Source organism: Dongia rigui, assembly GCF_034044635.1.
GTDB classification, from domain to species: Bacteria; Pseudomonadota; Alphaproteobacteria; order Dongiales; family Dongiaceae; genus Dongia; species Dongia rigui.
Window position 1 is genome coordinate 433,078 of record NZ_JAXCLX010000004.1, and the last position, 15,984, is coordinate 449,061.

The following is a 15,984-nucleotide window of genomic DNA, read 5'->3' on the forward strand; positions in this document are numbered from 1 at the left end:
AAAGTGTTGGATATATCTGCCGAGTTATAGGGGGCCGACGGCGCCCTATAAAGGGAAAATGCCGTGTAACGTCAGATTGCGTCGATACTCTTCAGCGCGGCGGCCACCGTTTCATCGAGCGCCGCCTTCTCGGTTTCAGCAATTCGGCGCATCAGCGGATCGACCAGGGGTACCACCTCTTCCAGCGTCTCGCCCAGGGCAATGCCCAAATGGTGGCAGACATCATGGATGGTGAAGGTGCTGAGGTCGCGGGCGAGAATCCAGCGACCATTGTCCGATTTGGCAATCAGGCGATGGGATTTGAGCGTGTCCAGCAACCAGACCAGGCGCCCTGGGTCGGCGGCAAGACTGTGGACCAGTTGTTCCGTGCGAATGCCGGCGCCATGGGAATGCGCCTTGGCCAGTTCGGCAAATGTGCCAAGGGACAGGCTGAGCATATCTCCCCGGCGCAGCGTTTCGCCGACCTGCCGGCGCCCTGATCGCCATTCGGGCAATGCCGCCGCTATTTCCGCGCCGATCAGCACGGTGACCCAGACGAGATAAGTCCAGATCAGGAAGATCGGCACCGTTGCCAGGGCACCATAGACGACCTGATAGGAGCCGAAGAATTGGAGGTAGAGGCCAAAGCCGCGCTTCAATATCTCGAACAGCACCGCAGCGGTGATGGCGCCGATGCCGGCGTCGACCAACCGCACCGGGCGGGTTGGGATCAGGCGATAGAACAGGGTGAAGCCCGCTGTCTCGAGCAGGAACGGCAATATGGCGGTGACGATCTTCAGGCCAGCGGAGAGGCCATAGAACTCGCCCTTATTGGCCAGAGAGAAGACATAGGTCGAGATTGAAAGGGAGGCGCCAAAGAGCAGCGGCCCCAAGGTGATGATCGCCCAATAGACCGGAAAGCGATGCAGCTTGTTGCGCGCGTTGACGACACCCCAGATCTTGTCGAAGGCCGTCTGAATTGTATTGATCAGGAGGATCGCCGTGACGCCGATACCGATGACACCGGCAACGGATGTGCCACCGGCATTGTTGATGAACGTGCCGAGGTAGTCGTTCACAACATTGGCAAGATCGGGAGCCAGATTCTGGGCGAGGATGATGATGAAATCGTCACGCAAGTCGCGGAGCGGCGGAAAGGCCGCGAACATCGCCAGGCCGATCGCCAGGGTGGGCACGATCGCGAGGAGCGATGTATAGCTGAGCCCTGAGGCAACGCCCGTGCAGCCGTCCGCCTGGAAGCGTCGCCACACATAGGGCACGAAACTCATCGTGGCACCCTTCGCGCGGACGGCGATCGCGCGCGCGCGATCAGCGGCCGGCACTTCCCTATCCTGTGACTGATCCTGCACTTGCTCCGACGAGCCTTCCATCACGACGCCTTCCGAGGTGAATCAGTCCTAACAACTTATAGCATGCTGTGGGTCCATGCCGCGAATGTCGGGAAGTCGGACTTTCCGCCATCATCACCAACGCCAATACCGACTGTCCTAGAATAATTCCAAGTAACAACGACAAGGAATATTAACCTGTTTTTAAGCACAGAAATCATTTCTTTACCAGTTGCGCGCAGGCTGAACGTGACTCCAATTGCATTGAGAGCTGTCATGTTCCAACCGCATCGTTTCAGTACCATCGCATTCGCAGCCAGCGCGCTGACATTTTCCGCGATGACCGCCGCTTTCGCCCAAGAAGCCACAACGACGGCTGCACCGGTGGCTGCGGATCCGGCTGCACCGGCAACTGCGCCCGCAGCGGCAGCGGCAGCAGCACCTGCGGCGGCAGCGGCACCTGCAGCGACAACCGCTAGCGTGCCGGCGCCGGCGGCACCAGCTGCTGCACCAGCCGCAGCGGAACAGACGGCCGCGTCGGCAGCACCTATTTCCGCCAGCATCATCACCCCCGAGATCATCAAGGATATGCGTGATCGCATCTTGCAGCCCGTCGCGATCATGTCGATCGAGGCGGCGAGCAAGAAGCATGAAGGTGTCGATCAGGCGACGATCGATAAAATGGACGAGGCATGGAAGGCAGAGGCGAAGTCGGACGACCAGCCCTTCATCGCCGAGATCCTGAGCAGCCCACTCTCCAACTATCTCCTTTACATCCAGGCAAGCTCAGCCGGCCTTTTCACCGAGATTTTCGTCATGGACAAATTCGGCCTCAACGTTGGGCAAAGCTCGGTCACGTCAGATTACTGGCAAGGCGACGAGGACAAGTATCAAAAGACATTTGCCGTCGGACCCGATGCCGTCTTCGTTGACGAACCGGAATTTGACGATGCAACGAAGACCTGGCGGACGCAGGTCAATTTCACCGCCGTCGATCCGGCGACCAAGGAAGCGATTGGCGCCGTGACCGTTGAATTCAATCTGACCGAAATGCAGCGCAGGCTGCAGAGCTGATAGAAGCGGAGAGAAGAAAATGAACTTTGCCAACCTTTCCGTTGCCAAGAAGCTCATCATCGCGTTTTCGCTGCTGGGTCTGGTCATCATCATCTCCGGCGCGATCTCGATCATGCTGACAGCGCGTATCGACGAAGCCAATTCGGTCAATGACGCCGCCGAACGTCAGGCAAGCTCGATCAATGCGACACTTGCCGAGGCGTCGAAGATGCAGACGGCCATTCGCGGCCTGCTGGTTACCGGCAGCTCGGACTATACAAAGAGCTATCAGGCCTTCAGCGCGAATTTCGATCAGTTGCTGCAGGCAGCGATTGCCAACGCGGCTGGCGACCAGAACCTCCTGGCGCCACTCGATAAGATTGGCAGCGCCATGAAAGACTGGCGCGACGGCCCCGCCGCCCAGCAGTTGAAGCTGATGCGTCACCCATCAACGGTCAATGAAGCCCGCGCCATCGAAGTCACCGGCGCCGGCGAAGAACTGACGGACAAGCTGGAGGCTGCCGGCAAGGAAGTCTCGGAAGCCATCAAGGCGAACTCCGCCGCGGCGAATGCGCAGATCTCAACTGCATTGGCCTGGACCCTGCGGACGGTCATCACCAGCGCTGTGGTCATGCTGGTGGCTGCCGTCCTGTTCTTCTTCGTCCTGTCGCGCCAGATCGGCGCACCGATCCGCATGATCACCGACACGATGAAGGAACTGGCTGCCGGCAACACCTCGGTCAACATCCCCTATGCCGAGCGCGCTGACGAGGTCGGCAACATGGCCGGCGCCGTTGCCGTCTTTGCCGACAACATGCGCCGCAATGAAGTCCTGCAGGCCGAGGCTGCCCAGCAGCAGCAGTCCCGCGAAAAACGGGCGGCGCAGATGTCGGAGCTTGCCCGTGGCTTCGACCAGGAGGTCGAAACCATCCTGCAGGCGCTGGTGAAATCGGCTGACGAGCTGGATCATACGGCCGAATCGCTCAACAAACTGTCGAGTGATTCGCTTGAGCAGGTCCAGAAGGTCGCTGCTGCCGCAACTGAGGCCAGCGCCAATGTGCAGACGGTTGCTGCCGCAACCGAAGAGCTGTCGAGTTCCATCATGGAGATCAGCCGACAGGTCTCCAGCCAGGCCGAGATCGCTGCGACCTCGACGCATTCGATCGAAGACACAACCGAGCGTGTTTCGCACCTGACCGAAGCCTCGACCAAGATCGGCGATGTGGTTCGCCTCATCACCGAGATCTCGAACCAGACCAACCTGCTGGCGCTCAACGCGACGATCGAAGCCGCGCGTGCCGGCGAGGCTGGCAAGGGCTTTGCCGTCGTCGCCAATGAGGTCAAGAGCCTGGCAAACCAGACGGCGCGTGCCACGGAAGACATCGCCGTTCAGGTCCAATCGATCCAGACATCGACGCAATCGACGGCGGATTCGATCCGTTCGGTCGGCGATCAGATCCGTCAGATGAAGGATATCTCAAGCGGCGTCGCGGCTGCGGTCGAAGAGCAGAACGCTGCGACCAAGGAGATCGCCCGCAACATCCAGGAAGCCTCGGCCGGCAACCAGGAAGTTTCGGAAAAGGTCGTCTTCGTGGCGCAAGCCGCCGGGCAGACGCAGAACGCCACAGCGACTGTGCTGTCTGCCGCCAGACTGCTGGGTCAGAACACGTCCCAGATTCGCACCACGATCGAGCGCTTCATTCAGGACGTCCGCGCGCTCTGAACCAACGACTAAAGAGAAGGCCGGGCACCCGATCGGGCGGCCCGGCCTTTTTCTTTGCTGCTGCCAGATCTGGTCAGGAAGCGGTCGACTTGAAGAACCGGTGATAGAAATAGCCGGTCGATGCCCCGAGGATCGCCCAGAAGACCAGCCCCGCGATCGTCGCTGCGACGATGAAGCGGTGCGCCAGTTCCTCAGGCGCCACGCTCGCATATTCCGCCGGCTGCGGCGCGCCATAGGCGTGCGGCAGCACGATCAGAACAAGTCCCAGGGCAGCGGCCCAGGCGCGCTTGGCAATGAAGATGCAGCCAAGTCCCAGCGCCGTCAGCACCGCCGTCGCCACCCACCAGACCTGACGGTCAGCGAGGGGTGCGGCTTCGGTACCCGGCACTTCCGGCGGCAGGCCGAGATTGGGTGAGGCAACGATCGCCGCGAAACCGGCCAGGCCCCAGAACAGCCCCGTCCGCCAGGTCATGTTGCCGCCCCAGATGCGGTAGGCGGCAACCAGCAGGAGCGAAAAGCCGATGCCGGTGAGGACATCAGCAATGGCCGTCGAGAGGGTCCGCTGCCAGCCATCGGCGGGCGACCAGGCGTCGCCGCCACCATGGTCATGCCCTTCGGCCGCATGGTCGTGATCGTGGCCCGTTTCGCCGGCCGGCGCCTCGGCGGCAGCAGCTGGTGCTTCTGCCGGCCCGGCGTTCTCGTAGACCTCAGCCGCCAGGATAAGCGGCGTCGTGCTCACCTGGTGGACGGCCGTAATGGCGATGCCGCTGATGAGACCAGCCAACAGAGCGACCAGAAACAGTCGCCGGAACGTCTCCATGAACCCGCCCCTTAGTGGCAGGGGAAGGCGTTGGCGTGGCGCGTGTCGTGGGCGGCGTTGTGAACCGCTTCGATATGCGAGAAGCCGACACCCCAGACCATGACGAGGCCGAGCACGGCAGCCATGAAGGCGCCTGCGAGGGCTTCGGTGCGGGCAGTGGTCTTGGTGGAAACGGCGCTTGAGGCAAGCTGGGCGTTGGTCTGCATGATGGATCCCCTTGAGTTCTGGTCTGGCCGGCAGGGGGTTACCGCTACTGAAGTGACCGGTGCCAGTTGGTACCAGATCCACCACACCGCGCGGACACCCCGTCCGGAATACGGATTCGTCTCGTCGCTGGCAGGTCTCCTGACTCGCGAGTACCAGGCGGCGCCACCTTCCCAACCGGATCCGGCATGTTACCCATGCCCGCCACCGGTCAGTGGTTATCTCGGCGTCCGCTCCTCGCTTACAGTTGCGGGGGCAGTCACGGTTTTGGCCCCTTTTGGGTCGTCCGCACCGTGTTCCCTATTAATCCCCAGGAATCTATCCATCGGGGAACCTTCGACTGGTGGATCATTCGCCCAGGGCATCGACGGCGTCAAGAAATTTGTCCAATCCCCGACGGATGAGCGGCGTAATTTCTCTTATAGCGACGCTTGTTGCAGAGCCAGCGACGGCCGGAGGCCCCACTTACGGGCCCTGGCAAGGCACGCGCGGTAGTCCTCGACCGCGGCGCAGGTCGAGAGTCCCCGTAGCGAAATGGCCGCCGTGGCATGGGCCATTTCGAGTGCCGAGGCGATCTCCCACCCTTCGTGAAGGGCGTAGAGCAGCCCGGCAGCGAACGCGTCCCCTGCCCCATTGGCGCTGACAATCTCGGATTGGGGAATATTGAAGGATGGCGCCGAGGTGACGGTGCCATCCCGCTCCAAGGCAATCGCCCCGGCCGGGAAGTGGACGACGATGAGGCGCATGCTGCCCTTGGCCATGACGGCCTTTGCCGCCTGGATGCAGGCGCCGATCTCGGTCAAGCCGTCCGTCGACGTCTGCAACTGAGCGAGGGCGCCGATTTCGAAATCATTCACCACGAGATAATCGAGATACGGCAGGCAGGGCAGGACGAGGGCCGCGATCCGTTCGGGGGCGATGCTGAAGAGTTCGAGATTGGTGAGCAATCCGACGTCGCGTGCGCGCCGCAGCACGTAGACCCACCCATTCGGATCGCCCTTCCACGGTTGATCCATGAGCTTGTGTGCGCCGGGGAGCCCCAGATGCAGGATCCGTGCATCGACTCCATCGAAACTGAAGTGATCCGGAGTCAACAGCGCGCCGGTTCCCTGAAAGAAGATGTGGGTCCGCCGGCCGCTGCGCTGCGAGACATAGGCATCGGTGAACTGGGTCGCCGCATCCGCCGTTACGGCCATGCGGCTGCGGTCGATGCCATGGGCGTCGGCTTGGGCAAGCAGGAAATGGCCATCTGCGTCATCGCCCACGAGACCGATGGTTGCCACTGGAAAGCTGGGATCGAGCTTTCGGATATCGATGGCAAGATTGCAGCCGGAGCCACCACCATAGAGTTCGGTCGCCAGAATTTCGGCGACGCCATCTTCATGTGGCCACGCATCGATCGCCCGGTTGCGATCGACGCACCAGGTGCCACCCGTCACGATGCCGCGGCGAGACGTTGTCATGTTTCATCTCTACAATCGGTCGCGGCGGGAATCCAGGGGGGAATGCCGCCAGGGAAATGCCGCCGGGGGAATGCAGCCAGGGGCAATTCCTTCAGGCAGCCTGCTTCAGAACCGCCTCGGAGATGGCGGCATCCTCCTCGAGCGAGCGGGCCGGTCTGATACCCTTTTTGGCCAAGATTCCATGGTAGGCGCGGACCGCCTCCGCCGGTGTCACCGATCCATCAGCGACATTGCGCATCATTTCGACCATGGCCAGGGGATCTTCGGCCAGGTTGATCTTGCGCCCGAACAGAGCCACGCGCGCGCCGTAACGCTCGGCCTGGCACAACAGTTCGAAGCAGTCGCGCGTGGTCCCGGCGCCGCCGCCCAGCACACCGACGATCATGCCCGGATCATAGCTCGCCAATTCCTCGAGGGCGTTCGGGCCATTATAGGCAATCTTCAAGAACTGCGGGCGATCAGACTTGCTGACACCGGCCAGGCAGCGAACAATGCTGTCGTTGACGTAATGTGGCATGATGTCGGGCGACAGATCGCGTCCCGCGTTCGGGTTGAACACTTCGAGGAAGTACTTGAAGCCATGCTGCGCCGCGTCGGCGCGGAAATCGGCAAACGCCTCCAATGAACATTGGTCGGCGTCGAGGTCGTTGTTGAAGGTGATCGAATAAAGGCCGAGGTCGGTGCCGATCACCCCGGCCCCTTCGCGCAGACTGGATCCGCCATGAAGGACGCGTGGCAAGGCGGCCGAGCGGAAGGGTCGCGACGGATGCTTGTTGTAGGTGCCGCCACGAACGACCCAGATATCGGTCGTATCATTGGCGCGAATGGCAGGCTTCACCGGGCAATTGCGGAATACGCCTTCACTCGCCAGCTGCTCCAGATTGGACACCGACATCAGCATGATATCGACGATGTCCTGCGCCACAATGGCGCGAATCTGGTCCAAAAACTCGGCCCGCGTGCGATAGCGCGACCAGGTGCCATCGGGCTGCCGGTTCGGCCCCATCGCCGGAATGCTCGGTCCCATGTCGGCGTCCTTCGCGTCGGCGATAATGAAGTCGCTGCGCTTGTATTGGCCGGCGCGAATGCGGGCGAGTTTCTGATCAAGACGCGTCGACATCAATGACTGCCTCCTTGGGCGATCTTGCGAAGTTCCGGCAATACGCTGCCGAGGTTGGCCGCGGCGGCAACGCCACCGAAACCGAGATAAAGCTCACGGAACATGGGATAGAGACGCTGATAGACGGCGTGCGCCGCCGGATCAGGCTGGAACGTCCGGAACGGTAGACACATGGCCGCCTGGGCCGCCGCCACATCGGCATGAAGGCCTGCCGCCATGCTGGCAAAGATGCCGGCGCCAAAGCCGGTCGGTACGCCGTCCGGCACCAGAACGGGTTTCCCCAGGACATTGGCATAGACCTGGTTGAGCACCGGGTTATGCTGGGGGATGCCGCCGCCATTGATGATGCGCTCGATCGGCACGCCACCTTCCGCCATGCGCTCGAGGATCAGGCGGGTATGGAAGGCGGTACCCTCGATGGCGGCAAAAAGCTCGTCCTGTGCCGTATGCAGCAGGTTCCACCCCAACGTGATACCGCCGAGATCCGGACGCACCAGCACCGTGCGGTCGCCATTGTCCCAGGTCAGGCGCAACAGGCCCGTCTGCCCGGCGCGATAGTTTTCGAGGCCGCGCGACAGTTCAGCAATCTTGGTATTGGCGCGCTTGGCAATGGCATCAAAGATGTCACCCGTCGCGGAAAGCCCAGCCTCGATACCCATAAGGTGCGGATCGACACTGCCCGGCACGATGCCGCACAGCCCAGGGATCAGCCCGACATCCTTCGCCGTCGCGATGATGCAGGTCGATGTGCCGACGACGTTGACGACGTCGCCGATCTTGCAGCCAGCGCCGAGCGCGTCCCAATGCGCATCAAAGGCGCCGACCGGGATCGGAATGCCGGGCTTCAGCCCCAGCTTCTCGGCCCAGCCCGGCGCAAGCTTGCCGGCAATCTTGTCCGACGTGCAGAACGTGCCATTGATCTTGGCGCGGATGCCGTCGAAGAGCGGATCGACCCGCGTCAGGAAGTCTTGCGCTGGCAAGCCGTCCCAACGCGGGTTCCACATCCATTTATGGCCCATCGCGCAGACGCTGCGCTTGACCATTTTGGGATCGGTAACGCCGGTCAGCGTCGCTGCCACCATGTCGCAATGTTCGAGTGCCGTGACGAATTGCCCGCGCTTCTCGGCATTGTGACGCAGCCAATGCAGCACCTTGGCGAAACCCCATTCATGCGAATAGACACCGCCGCACCAATCGATTGCCTCGACGCCGTCCCGATGGGCCTTGGCCGTGATCTCCTGCGCCTCAGCTTTGGCGCGATGATCGCACCACAGGTAGTATTCGCTGAGCGGCTGCAGCCCCTCACCCACCATGACGACACTTGAGCCTGTCGTATCGATGGCGAGCGCGACGACGTCCTCTCCCTTGACGCCGCTGCCAGCCAGCACCTTCTTGAAGGCAGCGGCGAGCGCCGCCATCTGGTCATCGTGCGATTGCGTGGCGTAGTCGGGGTCATCGCGCCGGCGGTGCAGGGGATATTCGGCGCTGCCGTGGCCGAGCGCCCGCCCGACGTCCGAAAACAACGTCACGCGAACGCTGAGCGTTCCGAAATCAACGCCGGCGACAACCGATGGCATGCTCATAGCGCCTTGTCTGATGAAGCCTGGCCATAGGTGGCCTTGGCGCCATGCTTACGAAAATAGTGCTGGTCCAGCAAGGATTGGGAGATCCCGCGGGTCTCGGGCCGCAGCGCCACCGTATGGACCGCCATGCGCGCCACCGATTCAAGCACGACTGCATTGTGTACGGCATCGGCCGCGTCCCTGCCCCAACAGAAGGGTCCGTGCCCGGCGACGAGCGCTGCCGGCATCGACATCGGATCCTTGTCGCCAATGGCCTCGACAATCACGACACCGGTGTTGAGGACGTAGTCGCCCTCGATCTCCGCATCCGTCAGCACACGCGTGACCGGTACGGGGCCATGAAAATAATCTGCATGGGTGGTACCAAGCGCCGGAATGGCGCGCGCGGCTTGCGCCCAGATCGTCGCATATTCGGAATGAGAATGAACGACCCCACCGATGCCGGAAAACGACTTGTACAGCAGCAGATGCGTCGCGAGATCCGATGACGGTCGCATGTCGCCATAGACCTTCTTGCCATCAAGGTCAGTGAGGACGATATCGTCGGCCTTCATTCTGTCATAGGGCACGCCACTCGGCTTGATCGCGACCAGGCCTTGATCGCGGTCGATGCCGCTCACATTGCCGAAGGTGTAGAGAACCAGACCGCCCTTCACCAAATCGAGATTGGCTTCCAGCACCTGTTCCCGCAACGCTTTCAGCATGTTCTACCTTCAGATAAGAAAAGGCCGGCCGCGACCTTTCATGGATCGCGACCGGCTGGTAACAGTTAGTGCGAGGTCCAGCCCTTGTAGGAGCCGAGATTCTCGTTTGTGATCAGGACCGGATCAAGCAGGATCACCTTGGGGTCCGGCTTCTTGCCCTGCAGAATGCCGGCAGCCAGCTCCAGCGATTGGCCGGCCATGGTGTAGGGGTCCTGCGACGAGGACGCCTTGATCAGCGAGGTGCCGGTCTTCAGTTCGGCCTCGATATCCGGGGCGCCGTCGACCGCGGTGATGATGAACTCGCTGCGGCCCAACTGCTTGGCAGCAAGGCTGGCACCGATGCCGGTCGGGTCATTGATGGCGAAGATACCGTCCACTTTGGAGAAGCGGGTCAGCAGGCTCTGCGTCACGGCAAAGCCGCCGTCGCGCGAACCCTTGGCATCCTGATCGTCAGAGAGGATCTTGATGTCGGGATTCTTGGCGAGGACTTCCTTGCAGCCTTTGACGCGGTCGGTGACCGAGGTGACCTGCGGGCCATTGACGATGAGCACATCGCCTTTGCCCTTCAGGTGATCGACGATGTACTGGCAGGCAAGCGCACCGGCCTTTACGTTGTCGGTCATGACGGTGACATCGGCCCCGTTGGCGCCCACGTCGAAGGCAGCGACCACGATACCAGCGGCCTGGGCCTTCTTGATCGCCGGTTCGATGGCGACGGGATCAACGGCGTTGATCATGATGACGTTCACGCCGGCAGCGATGAAATTGTCGATCTGGGTGAACTGCTTGTTGAGATCGTAGTCGGATGAAACGGACGTCACTTCAACATTGGGGTTGATCGCCTTGGCTTTGTCTTCGATGCCCTTGATGGTGGCGACGAAGAACGGGTTGCCGAGCGAGCCTACCGAAATGCCGACTTTCTTCAATTCCTGTGCAGCCGCGGGGGCCGCGAGGCCGACCGCAACCACCAGCCCGAGGGCAAGACGCGAGAGTTTCATGTTTCCTCCTGTTGCATTTTACCTGGCCCGGCCGGTTATCCGGCCGAACATGGCTTTCTATCCAGCGACCTCGTTGAGCGCCGGCATTCTTGGTCCCGTCATGTCCGCCCACCTTCCCGCAAACGATAGCGGTCGAGTGCCACGGCACCGATGATGACCAATCCCTTGATGATGTATTGCCAGATATCCGAGATACCGAGCAGGATCAGGCCGTTCGTGAGAACGGCAATGATGAGGGCACCGATCAGCGTGCCCCAGATCGAGCCGATACCGCCGGTGAAGCTGGTGCCACCGAGGATCACGGCCGCGATGGCGTCGAGTTCGTAGCTCTGCCCCAATTGCAGGCCATTGGCCGCAAAGAGCCGCGCCGCCGACATGGCGCCGCCCAGGCCGGATAACAGACCCGCCATCGAATAGACGAAAAGCAGGATCTGCCACACCTTGATGCCGGCCAAGCGTGCTGCATCCGGATTGCCGCCGACGGCGTAGATGCGGTTGCCGAGCACGGTGCGACGCAGGATCACCCAGGATATGATCACGACGGCAAAGGCGATGATGACCAGCCAGGGCACGCCGAACAAGGTGCCGTTACCAATGAACGCGAATGGCAAGTCCGGATTGAAGACGGTCGTATCCTCACCCAGCAGGCGCGCGACACCGCGGACAGCCGTCAGCGAGCCCAATGTCACGATGAACGGCGGCAATCGCATGGCTGAAATAAGGATGCCATTGATCAAACCGAAGATGAGGCCGACCAACAACGCCGCCGGTACACCGAGCAGGCCGTAATCGGGAATCTTCGAACAGATGATGGCGATCATGGCCGAGGCCGCCAGGATCGAGCCGATCGAAAGGTCGATACCACCCGTGAGGATGACGAAGGTCATGCCGGCAGCGAGCACGATATTGATCGCGGCCTGCTGGGCCACGATCGACAGGTTCATCCAGCTCATGAACCGGTCGGTGGACACTTCGAAGAAGATCGCGAGTATGACCAGGATCGGCAGCATGCCGACAACCTGCAGGATCGCGCGCATCCGCTGCTTCCGGGCAAGTGCTGCTTTCTCGGGATCCGCCGTTGCACCTGCCATTGCTCTGTCGCTCATTGTGATGTCCCTTTGCCTCGGTCCACCATCAGGCCGCGCTCAATGAGGCGGCGCTGGTGGCAATATCCATGATCTTTTCCTGGGTGATCGGCGCTTCCGGCCGCCCCTCGATCTGGCCCACGATATGGCCATCGCGCATCACCAGCACGCGATCGGAAATACCGACGATTTCAGGGAGCTCGCTCGAAATCACCACGACGGCCGCACCGCTGCGCGCCAGGCCGTCGATGATCTGGTAGATCTGCGACTTGGCGCCGACATCGATGCCGCGGGTGGGTTCGTCGAGCAGCAGCACGCGAGGCTTGGTCTCCAGCAGGCGCGACAGCAGCACCTTTTGCTGGTTGCCACCGGACAGCGACCCCACGGTGACCGCGGCGTTGAGGGTGCGAATGCCCAGTGACCGGATCGCCTCGGCCGCGCGCTGGCGCGCCGCCTTGAGATTGAGCAATCCGGCCGGCAAGGCGTCCGTGCCCAGCACGCTCATCGAGATGTTTTCGCGGATCGTCATGTCGAGGAACAGCCCCAAGGCCTTGCGGTCTTCGGTGAGATAGACGATCCCGGAATTGATCGCCTGCAAGGGCGATTCCACCTTGCATTCCTTGCCGTCGACCAGAATGCGGCCGCTGGCCCGGATATCGGCACCGTAGATCAGGCGCGCGAGCTCGGTACGGCCCGAGCCAACGAGGCCAGCCAGCCCCACGACTTCGCCGGCACGAACCGAAAAGCTGCAATCGCGGATGAAGTGGCCGTCGCCGACGCCCTCGACCTCGAGGACCGGCTTGCGGTCCTCCGTCGGGTGGCGATGTTCCTTGGTATAGAATGACGAGAGTTCACGCCCGACCATCATGCGCACCAGGGCCGGCGCGGTGATTTCTTCCTTGTCCAGGGTGCCGATCAGCGACCCGTCGCGCAGCACGCTGACGCGGTCGGCCAGTTCATAGACCTCGGCCATGCGGTGACTGATGTAGATGATGGCGATACCTTCGCTTTTCAGCTGGCGAATGATCGTGAAGAGCCGCGTCGCTTCGCGCGCGGAGAGGCTGGTGGTAGGCTCATCCATCACCAGGATGCGCGGATGCCCGGCAAGCGCCCGGGCGATCTCGACCAATTGACGCTCGGCGATCGAAAGGTTGGCAACACGGTCCGATGCCTTGAAAGGCGCGGCGAGACGCTCGAGCAGCGGCCGCGCCGCGGCCTCCATTGCCTTGCGATCGATGAAGCCCAGGCGCTTTTTCTCCTCACCCAGAAAGATGTTCTCGGCGACGCTGAGATTGGGTGAGAGCGACAACTCCTGATAGATGATGGCAATGCCATGGCGACGCCCGGCGAGCGGTCCGTTGATCGATACGACCTCGCCCCGCAGACGAATCTCGCCCCCCGGATCTGCCTGGTAGGCGCCCGATAGAATTTTCATCAGGGTGGATTTGCCGGCGCCATTCTCACCCATCAGCGCATGGATTTCGCCGCCGCGCACGGAAAAGGAAACATTCGAGAGCGCGCGAATGTTCGCAAAGCTCTTGGCGATGTTGCGCATGTCGAGTTCCGGCACCTCGCCGGAAACGTCGCCCGCGCGCGGACCCGCTTCTGCCGTCATGGATGAACGGTCCCTGTCATGCCGTTTCCTCAGTCATCATGGCAGCTTTTGATCGCCGCTCTATTTGTGATATAGAAACTTCCGTATCGAAAGTCGAATGTCAAGATGGATTGAATTCACCGCCGATCTTGCGGTATTTCCCCCAGAAGCCTGCGAATTCGGAGTTTCGATTTGTGCAGTGCGAAAGATTTGGAGCCGACGCGATGACGGCTGAAACGCTCGATGACGACATCAGTGCCCTTCCGCAGGGCACGGAATCTTCAGCTTCTGACGCTCGGCGCGAGCAGCTGCTCTCGTTCATTCAAACGCATGAATTCGTCCGCATCTATGATCTCGCGCGTCAGTTCAGCGTCTCCGAAGTCACCATCCGCAGCGACGTCGATATTCTGGCGCGACGCGGCGGCATTCGGCGCGTGCGCGGCGGCGCCATGCGCGTGGTCGAAGCGGTGCCGGAGGTCGATTACGAAGCCCGCGTCTCAAGCTATCTCCCGGAAAAGCGCCTGATCGGCCAGGCCGCGGCGGCCATGCTCTCCTCCGGCGACAGCCTTATCCTCGATGTCGGCACAACAGCGATGGCCATCGCGCACGCCATTGCCGACCGCGAAGACTTGATCAACCTCACCATCTTCACGCCGGGCCTCAATATCGCCCTCGCCCTCGAACGCGCCATTCCCCGGGTCGAGGTGATTGTCACGGGCGGCACCCTGCGACCGCAGCAGCACTCGCTGGTGGGGCCTGTCAGCACGCTGATCCTCGAGCGCATCCGCGCCTCCTTTGCCTTCATCGGCTGCAATGGCGTCGACCCCTCCTTCGGCATCATGGGACTGAGCCTGCCTGACGCCGCCTTGAAGCAGGCGATCCTCAAGGCGTCGCGCCTGGGCATCGTCGTGACCGATGCCAGCAAGTTCACCCAGACGTCGCTGGTGCGCGTCTGCGGCTTCGAGGATGTCGACATGATCATGACCGCCGGCGCACCCGACCCCTCGGCCGTGGCCGCCGTGCGCGAAAGCGGCGTCGAGCTGAGGATCCTCAACTAGGCCGGCCACCCAGCCGGTGGCTCTTGTCGAATCCGCTGCCGCCGGTCACTCTTTCGCCAGCCGACAATCATGGGGACCGCGTCGATGCGTGCCGCTCTTTTTGAAACCGCCCGCCAGCCGCTAGAGGTGCGGGAAGTTCCCGACCCCATTTGCCCGCGTGACGGCGTCGTCGTCGCGGTCGAGGCCTGCGGGGTTTGCCGTTCCGACTGGCATGCGTGGAACGGCGCCGACCCGGATGTGACGCCACCGCATGTGCCAGGGCACGAATTCGCCGGCATCGTCGTCGATGTGGGCCCGGAATGCCGGCGCTTCAAAAAAGGCGACCGCGTCACCGCTCCCTTCATCATCGCCTGTGGCGAATGCCCGGACTGCCGGGGTGGCGATCCCACGATCTGTGCGCATCAGTTCGTCATCGGATTCTCCGCCTGGGGCGCCTTTGCCCAGTTCACCGCGGTGCCGCATGCCGATTTCAACTTGGTCCTGCTGCCGGAGATGATCGGCTTTGCCGAAGCGGCCGCCATGGGTTGTCGGCTCACCACTGCCTTTCGCGGCATCGTCGACCGCGCCGATCTCAGGCCGGGCGAGTGGCTCAGCGTTCATGGCTGTGGTGGCGTCGGACTCTCGGCCATCATGATCGCAGCTGAGCTCGGCGCACAGATATTGGCGATCGACGTCAATGACGCAGCCTTGGAACTGGCAAAGTCGCTCGGTGCGACGGCAACACTCAACGCCGCAACGTCATCCGATGTTGCCATGGAGGTGCGCGCCATCACCGATGGCGGCGCCCATGTCTCGATCGACGCACTCGGCATCACGACGACCTTCCATAACTCCATACGCGGCCTGCGCAAGCTCGGCCGGCACGTGCAGATCGGCATGCCGCTCGAGAAGCATGCGGCACCCGTCATCCCGCTGCTCGAGACGGTCTATTCGCGCCAGATCAGCATCATGGGCACGCGCGGCATTGCGGCCAGCCGCTTCCCGGCATTGTTCGGCATGATCAAGGCCGGCAGGCTGGATCCCGCCCGCCTTGTCACCAAGCGCATTCCGCTGACCCAAGCCGGTGAAGCCATGGCAGCCCTCGACGGGTTCCAGGGTGTAGGCGTCACCGTGATCGATCGCTTCTGAGCGGAATGAGAAAACCCCCGGGCCATGCGGCGCCGGGGGTTTTCAAGATTGGTTGCGGGAAGAGGATTTGAACCTCTGACCTTCAGGTTATGAGCCTGACGAGCTACCGGGCTGCTCCATCCC

14 protein-coding genes and 1 riboswitch are annotated in these 15,984 nt (G+C 62.1%); of the genes, 4 read left to right on the plus strand and 10 right to left on the minus strand.

Translation table 11 applies throughout. From position 1 onward, the window contains the following. Nucleotides 1-71 precede the first annotated feature (71 nt). Nucleotides 72-1,322: a YihY family inner membrane protein gene (locus SMD31_RS20825; protein ID WP_320502864.1), complete on the minus strand. Its 1,251-nt coding sequence runs from the start codon at nt 1,320-1,322 to the stop codon at nt 72-74. A 282-nt stretch (nt 1,323-1,604) separates the two neighbouring features. Here SMD31_RS20825 and SMD31_RS20830 point away from each other — a divergent pair, with 282 nt between their 5' ends. Together SMD31_RS20830 and SMD31_RS20835 are read left to right on the plus strand one after the other, a co-directional pair. Continuing rightward, nucleotides 1,605-2,402 carry a hypothetical protein gene (locus SMD31_RS20830; protein WP_320502865.1) on the plus strand — a complete coding sequence of 266 codons (798 nt, stop codon included), beginning with the start codon at nt 1,605-1,607 and terminating at the stop codon, nt 2,400-2,402. Between the two features lie 19 nt (nt 2,403-2,421). Continuing rightward, on the plus strand, nt 2,422-4,104 hold the full coding sequence (locus tag SMD31_RS20835) for a methyl-accepting chemotaxis protein (RefSeq protein ID WP_320502866.1): 1,683 nt from the start codon (nt 2,422-2,424) through the stop codon (nt 4,102-4,104). A gap of 73 nt (nt 4,105-4,177) precedes the next feature. Here SMD31_RS20835 and SMD31_RS20840 read toward each other — a convergent pair whose 3' ends face one another. From SMD31_RS20840 to SMD31_RS20880, 9 genes are all read right to left on the minus strand, one after another. Further along, nucleotides 4,178-4,924, minus strand: a complete 747-nt coding sequence (locus SMD31_RS20840; RefSeq protein WP_320502867.1) for a CbtA family protein — start codon at nt 4,922-4,924, stop codon at nt 4,178-4,180. A gap of 11 nt (nt 4,925-4,935) precedes the next feature. Further along, on the minus strand, nt 4,936-5,130 hold the full coding sequence (locus SMD31_RS20845; protein ID WP_320502868.1) for a CbtB domain-containing protein: 195 nt from the start codon (nt 5,128-5,130) through the stop codon (nt 4,936-4,938). Between the two features lie 112 nt (nt 5,131-5,242). Then, a riboswitch (cobalamin riboswitch) is annotated at nt 5,243-5,481 on the minus strand. A gap of 66 nt (nt 5,482-5,547) precedes the next feature. Then, on the minus strand, nt 5,548-6,591 hold the full coding sequence (locus SMD31_RS20850) for a carbohydrate kinase family protein (RefSeq protein ID WP_320502869.1): 1,044 nt from the start codon (nt 6,589-6,591) through the stop codon (nt 5,548-5,550). Nucleotides 6,592-6,682: 91 nt separating this feature from the next. Next, nucleotides 6,683-7,711: a hypothetical protein gene (locus SMD31_RS20855; RefSeq protein ID WP_320502870.1), complete on the minus strand. Its 1,029-nt coding sequence runs from the start codon at nt 7,709-7,711 to the stop codon at nt 6,683-6,685. Further along, complete coding sequence (locus SMD31_RS20860) at nt 7,711-9,288, minus strand: ribulokinase (protein ID WP_320502871.1); 1,578 nt, start codon at nt 9,286-9,288, stop codon at nt 7,711-7,713. Before SMD31_RS20860 ends, SMD31_RS20855 begins: the two co-directional genes overlap by 1 nt. Before the next feature lie 2 nt (nt 9,289-9,290). Continuing rightward, complete coding sequence (locus tag SMD31_RS20865; protein WP_320502872.1) at nt 9,291-9,998, minus strand: L-ribulose-5-phosphate 4-epimerase; 708 nt, start codon at nt 9,996-9,998, stop codon at nt 9,291-9,293. Between the two features lie 65 nt (nt 9,999-10,063). Next, nucleotides 10,064-10,996: an ABC transporter substrate-binding protein gene (locus tag SMD31_RS20870; RefSeq protein WP_320502873.1), complete on the minus strand. Its 933-nt coding sequence runs from the start codon at nt 10,994-10,996 to the stop codon at nt 10,064-10,066. Between the two features lie 98 nt (nt 10,997-11,094). Beyond that, nucleotides 11,095-12,102, minus strand: a complete 1,008-nt coding sequence (locus tag SMD31_RS20875) for an ABC transporter permease subunit (protein WP_320502874.1) — start codon at nt 12,100-12,102, stop codon at nt 11,095-11,097. 28 nt (nt 12,103-12,130) lie between these two features. Next, nucleotides 12,131-13,696 (minus strand): sugar ABC transporter ATP-binding protein, encoded by a 1,566-nt coding sequence (locus SMD31_RS20880; RefSeq protein ID WP_320502875.1) that lies wholly within the window; start codon nt 13,694-13,696, stop codon nt 12,131-12,133. Between the two features lie 203 nt (nt 13,697-13,899). Between SMD31_RS20880 and SMD31_RS20885 the strand changes: the two genes are divergently transcribed. Together SMD31_RS20885 and SMD31_RS20890 are read left to right on the plus strand one after the other, a co-directional pair. Next, entirely contained in the window at nt 13,900-14,733 is an 834-nt protein-coding gene (locus SMD31_RS20885) for a DeoR/GlpR family DNA-binding transcription regulator (RefSeq protein WP_320502876.1), read from the plus strand. A gap of 84 nt (nt 14,734-14,817) precedes the next feature. After that, the gene (locus tag SMD31_RS20890) at nt 14,818-15,861 is read left to right on the plus strand and encodes a zinc-dependent alcohol dehydrogenase family protein (protein WP_320502877.1); all 1,044 of its coding nucleotides are present in this window, start codon (nt 14,818-14,820) and stop codon (nt 15,859-15,861) included. Nucleotides 15,862-15,984 lie beyond the last annotated feature (123 nt).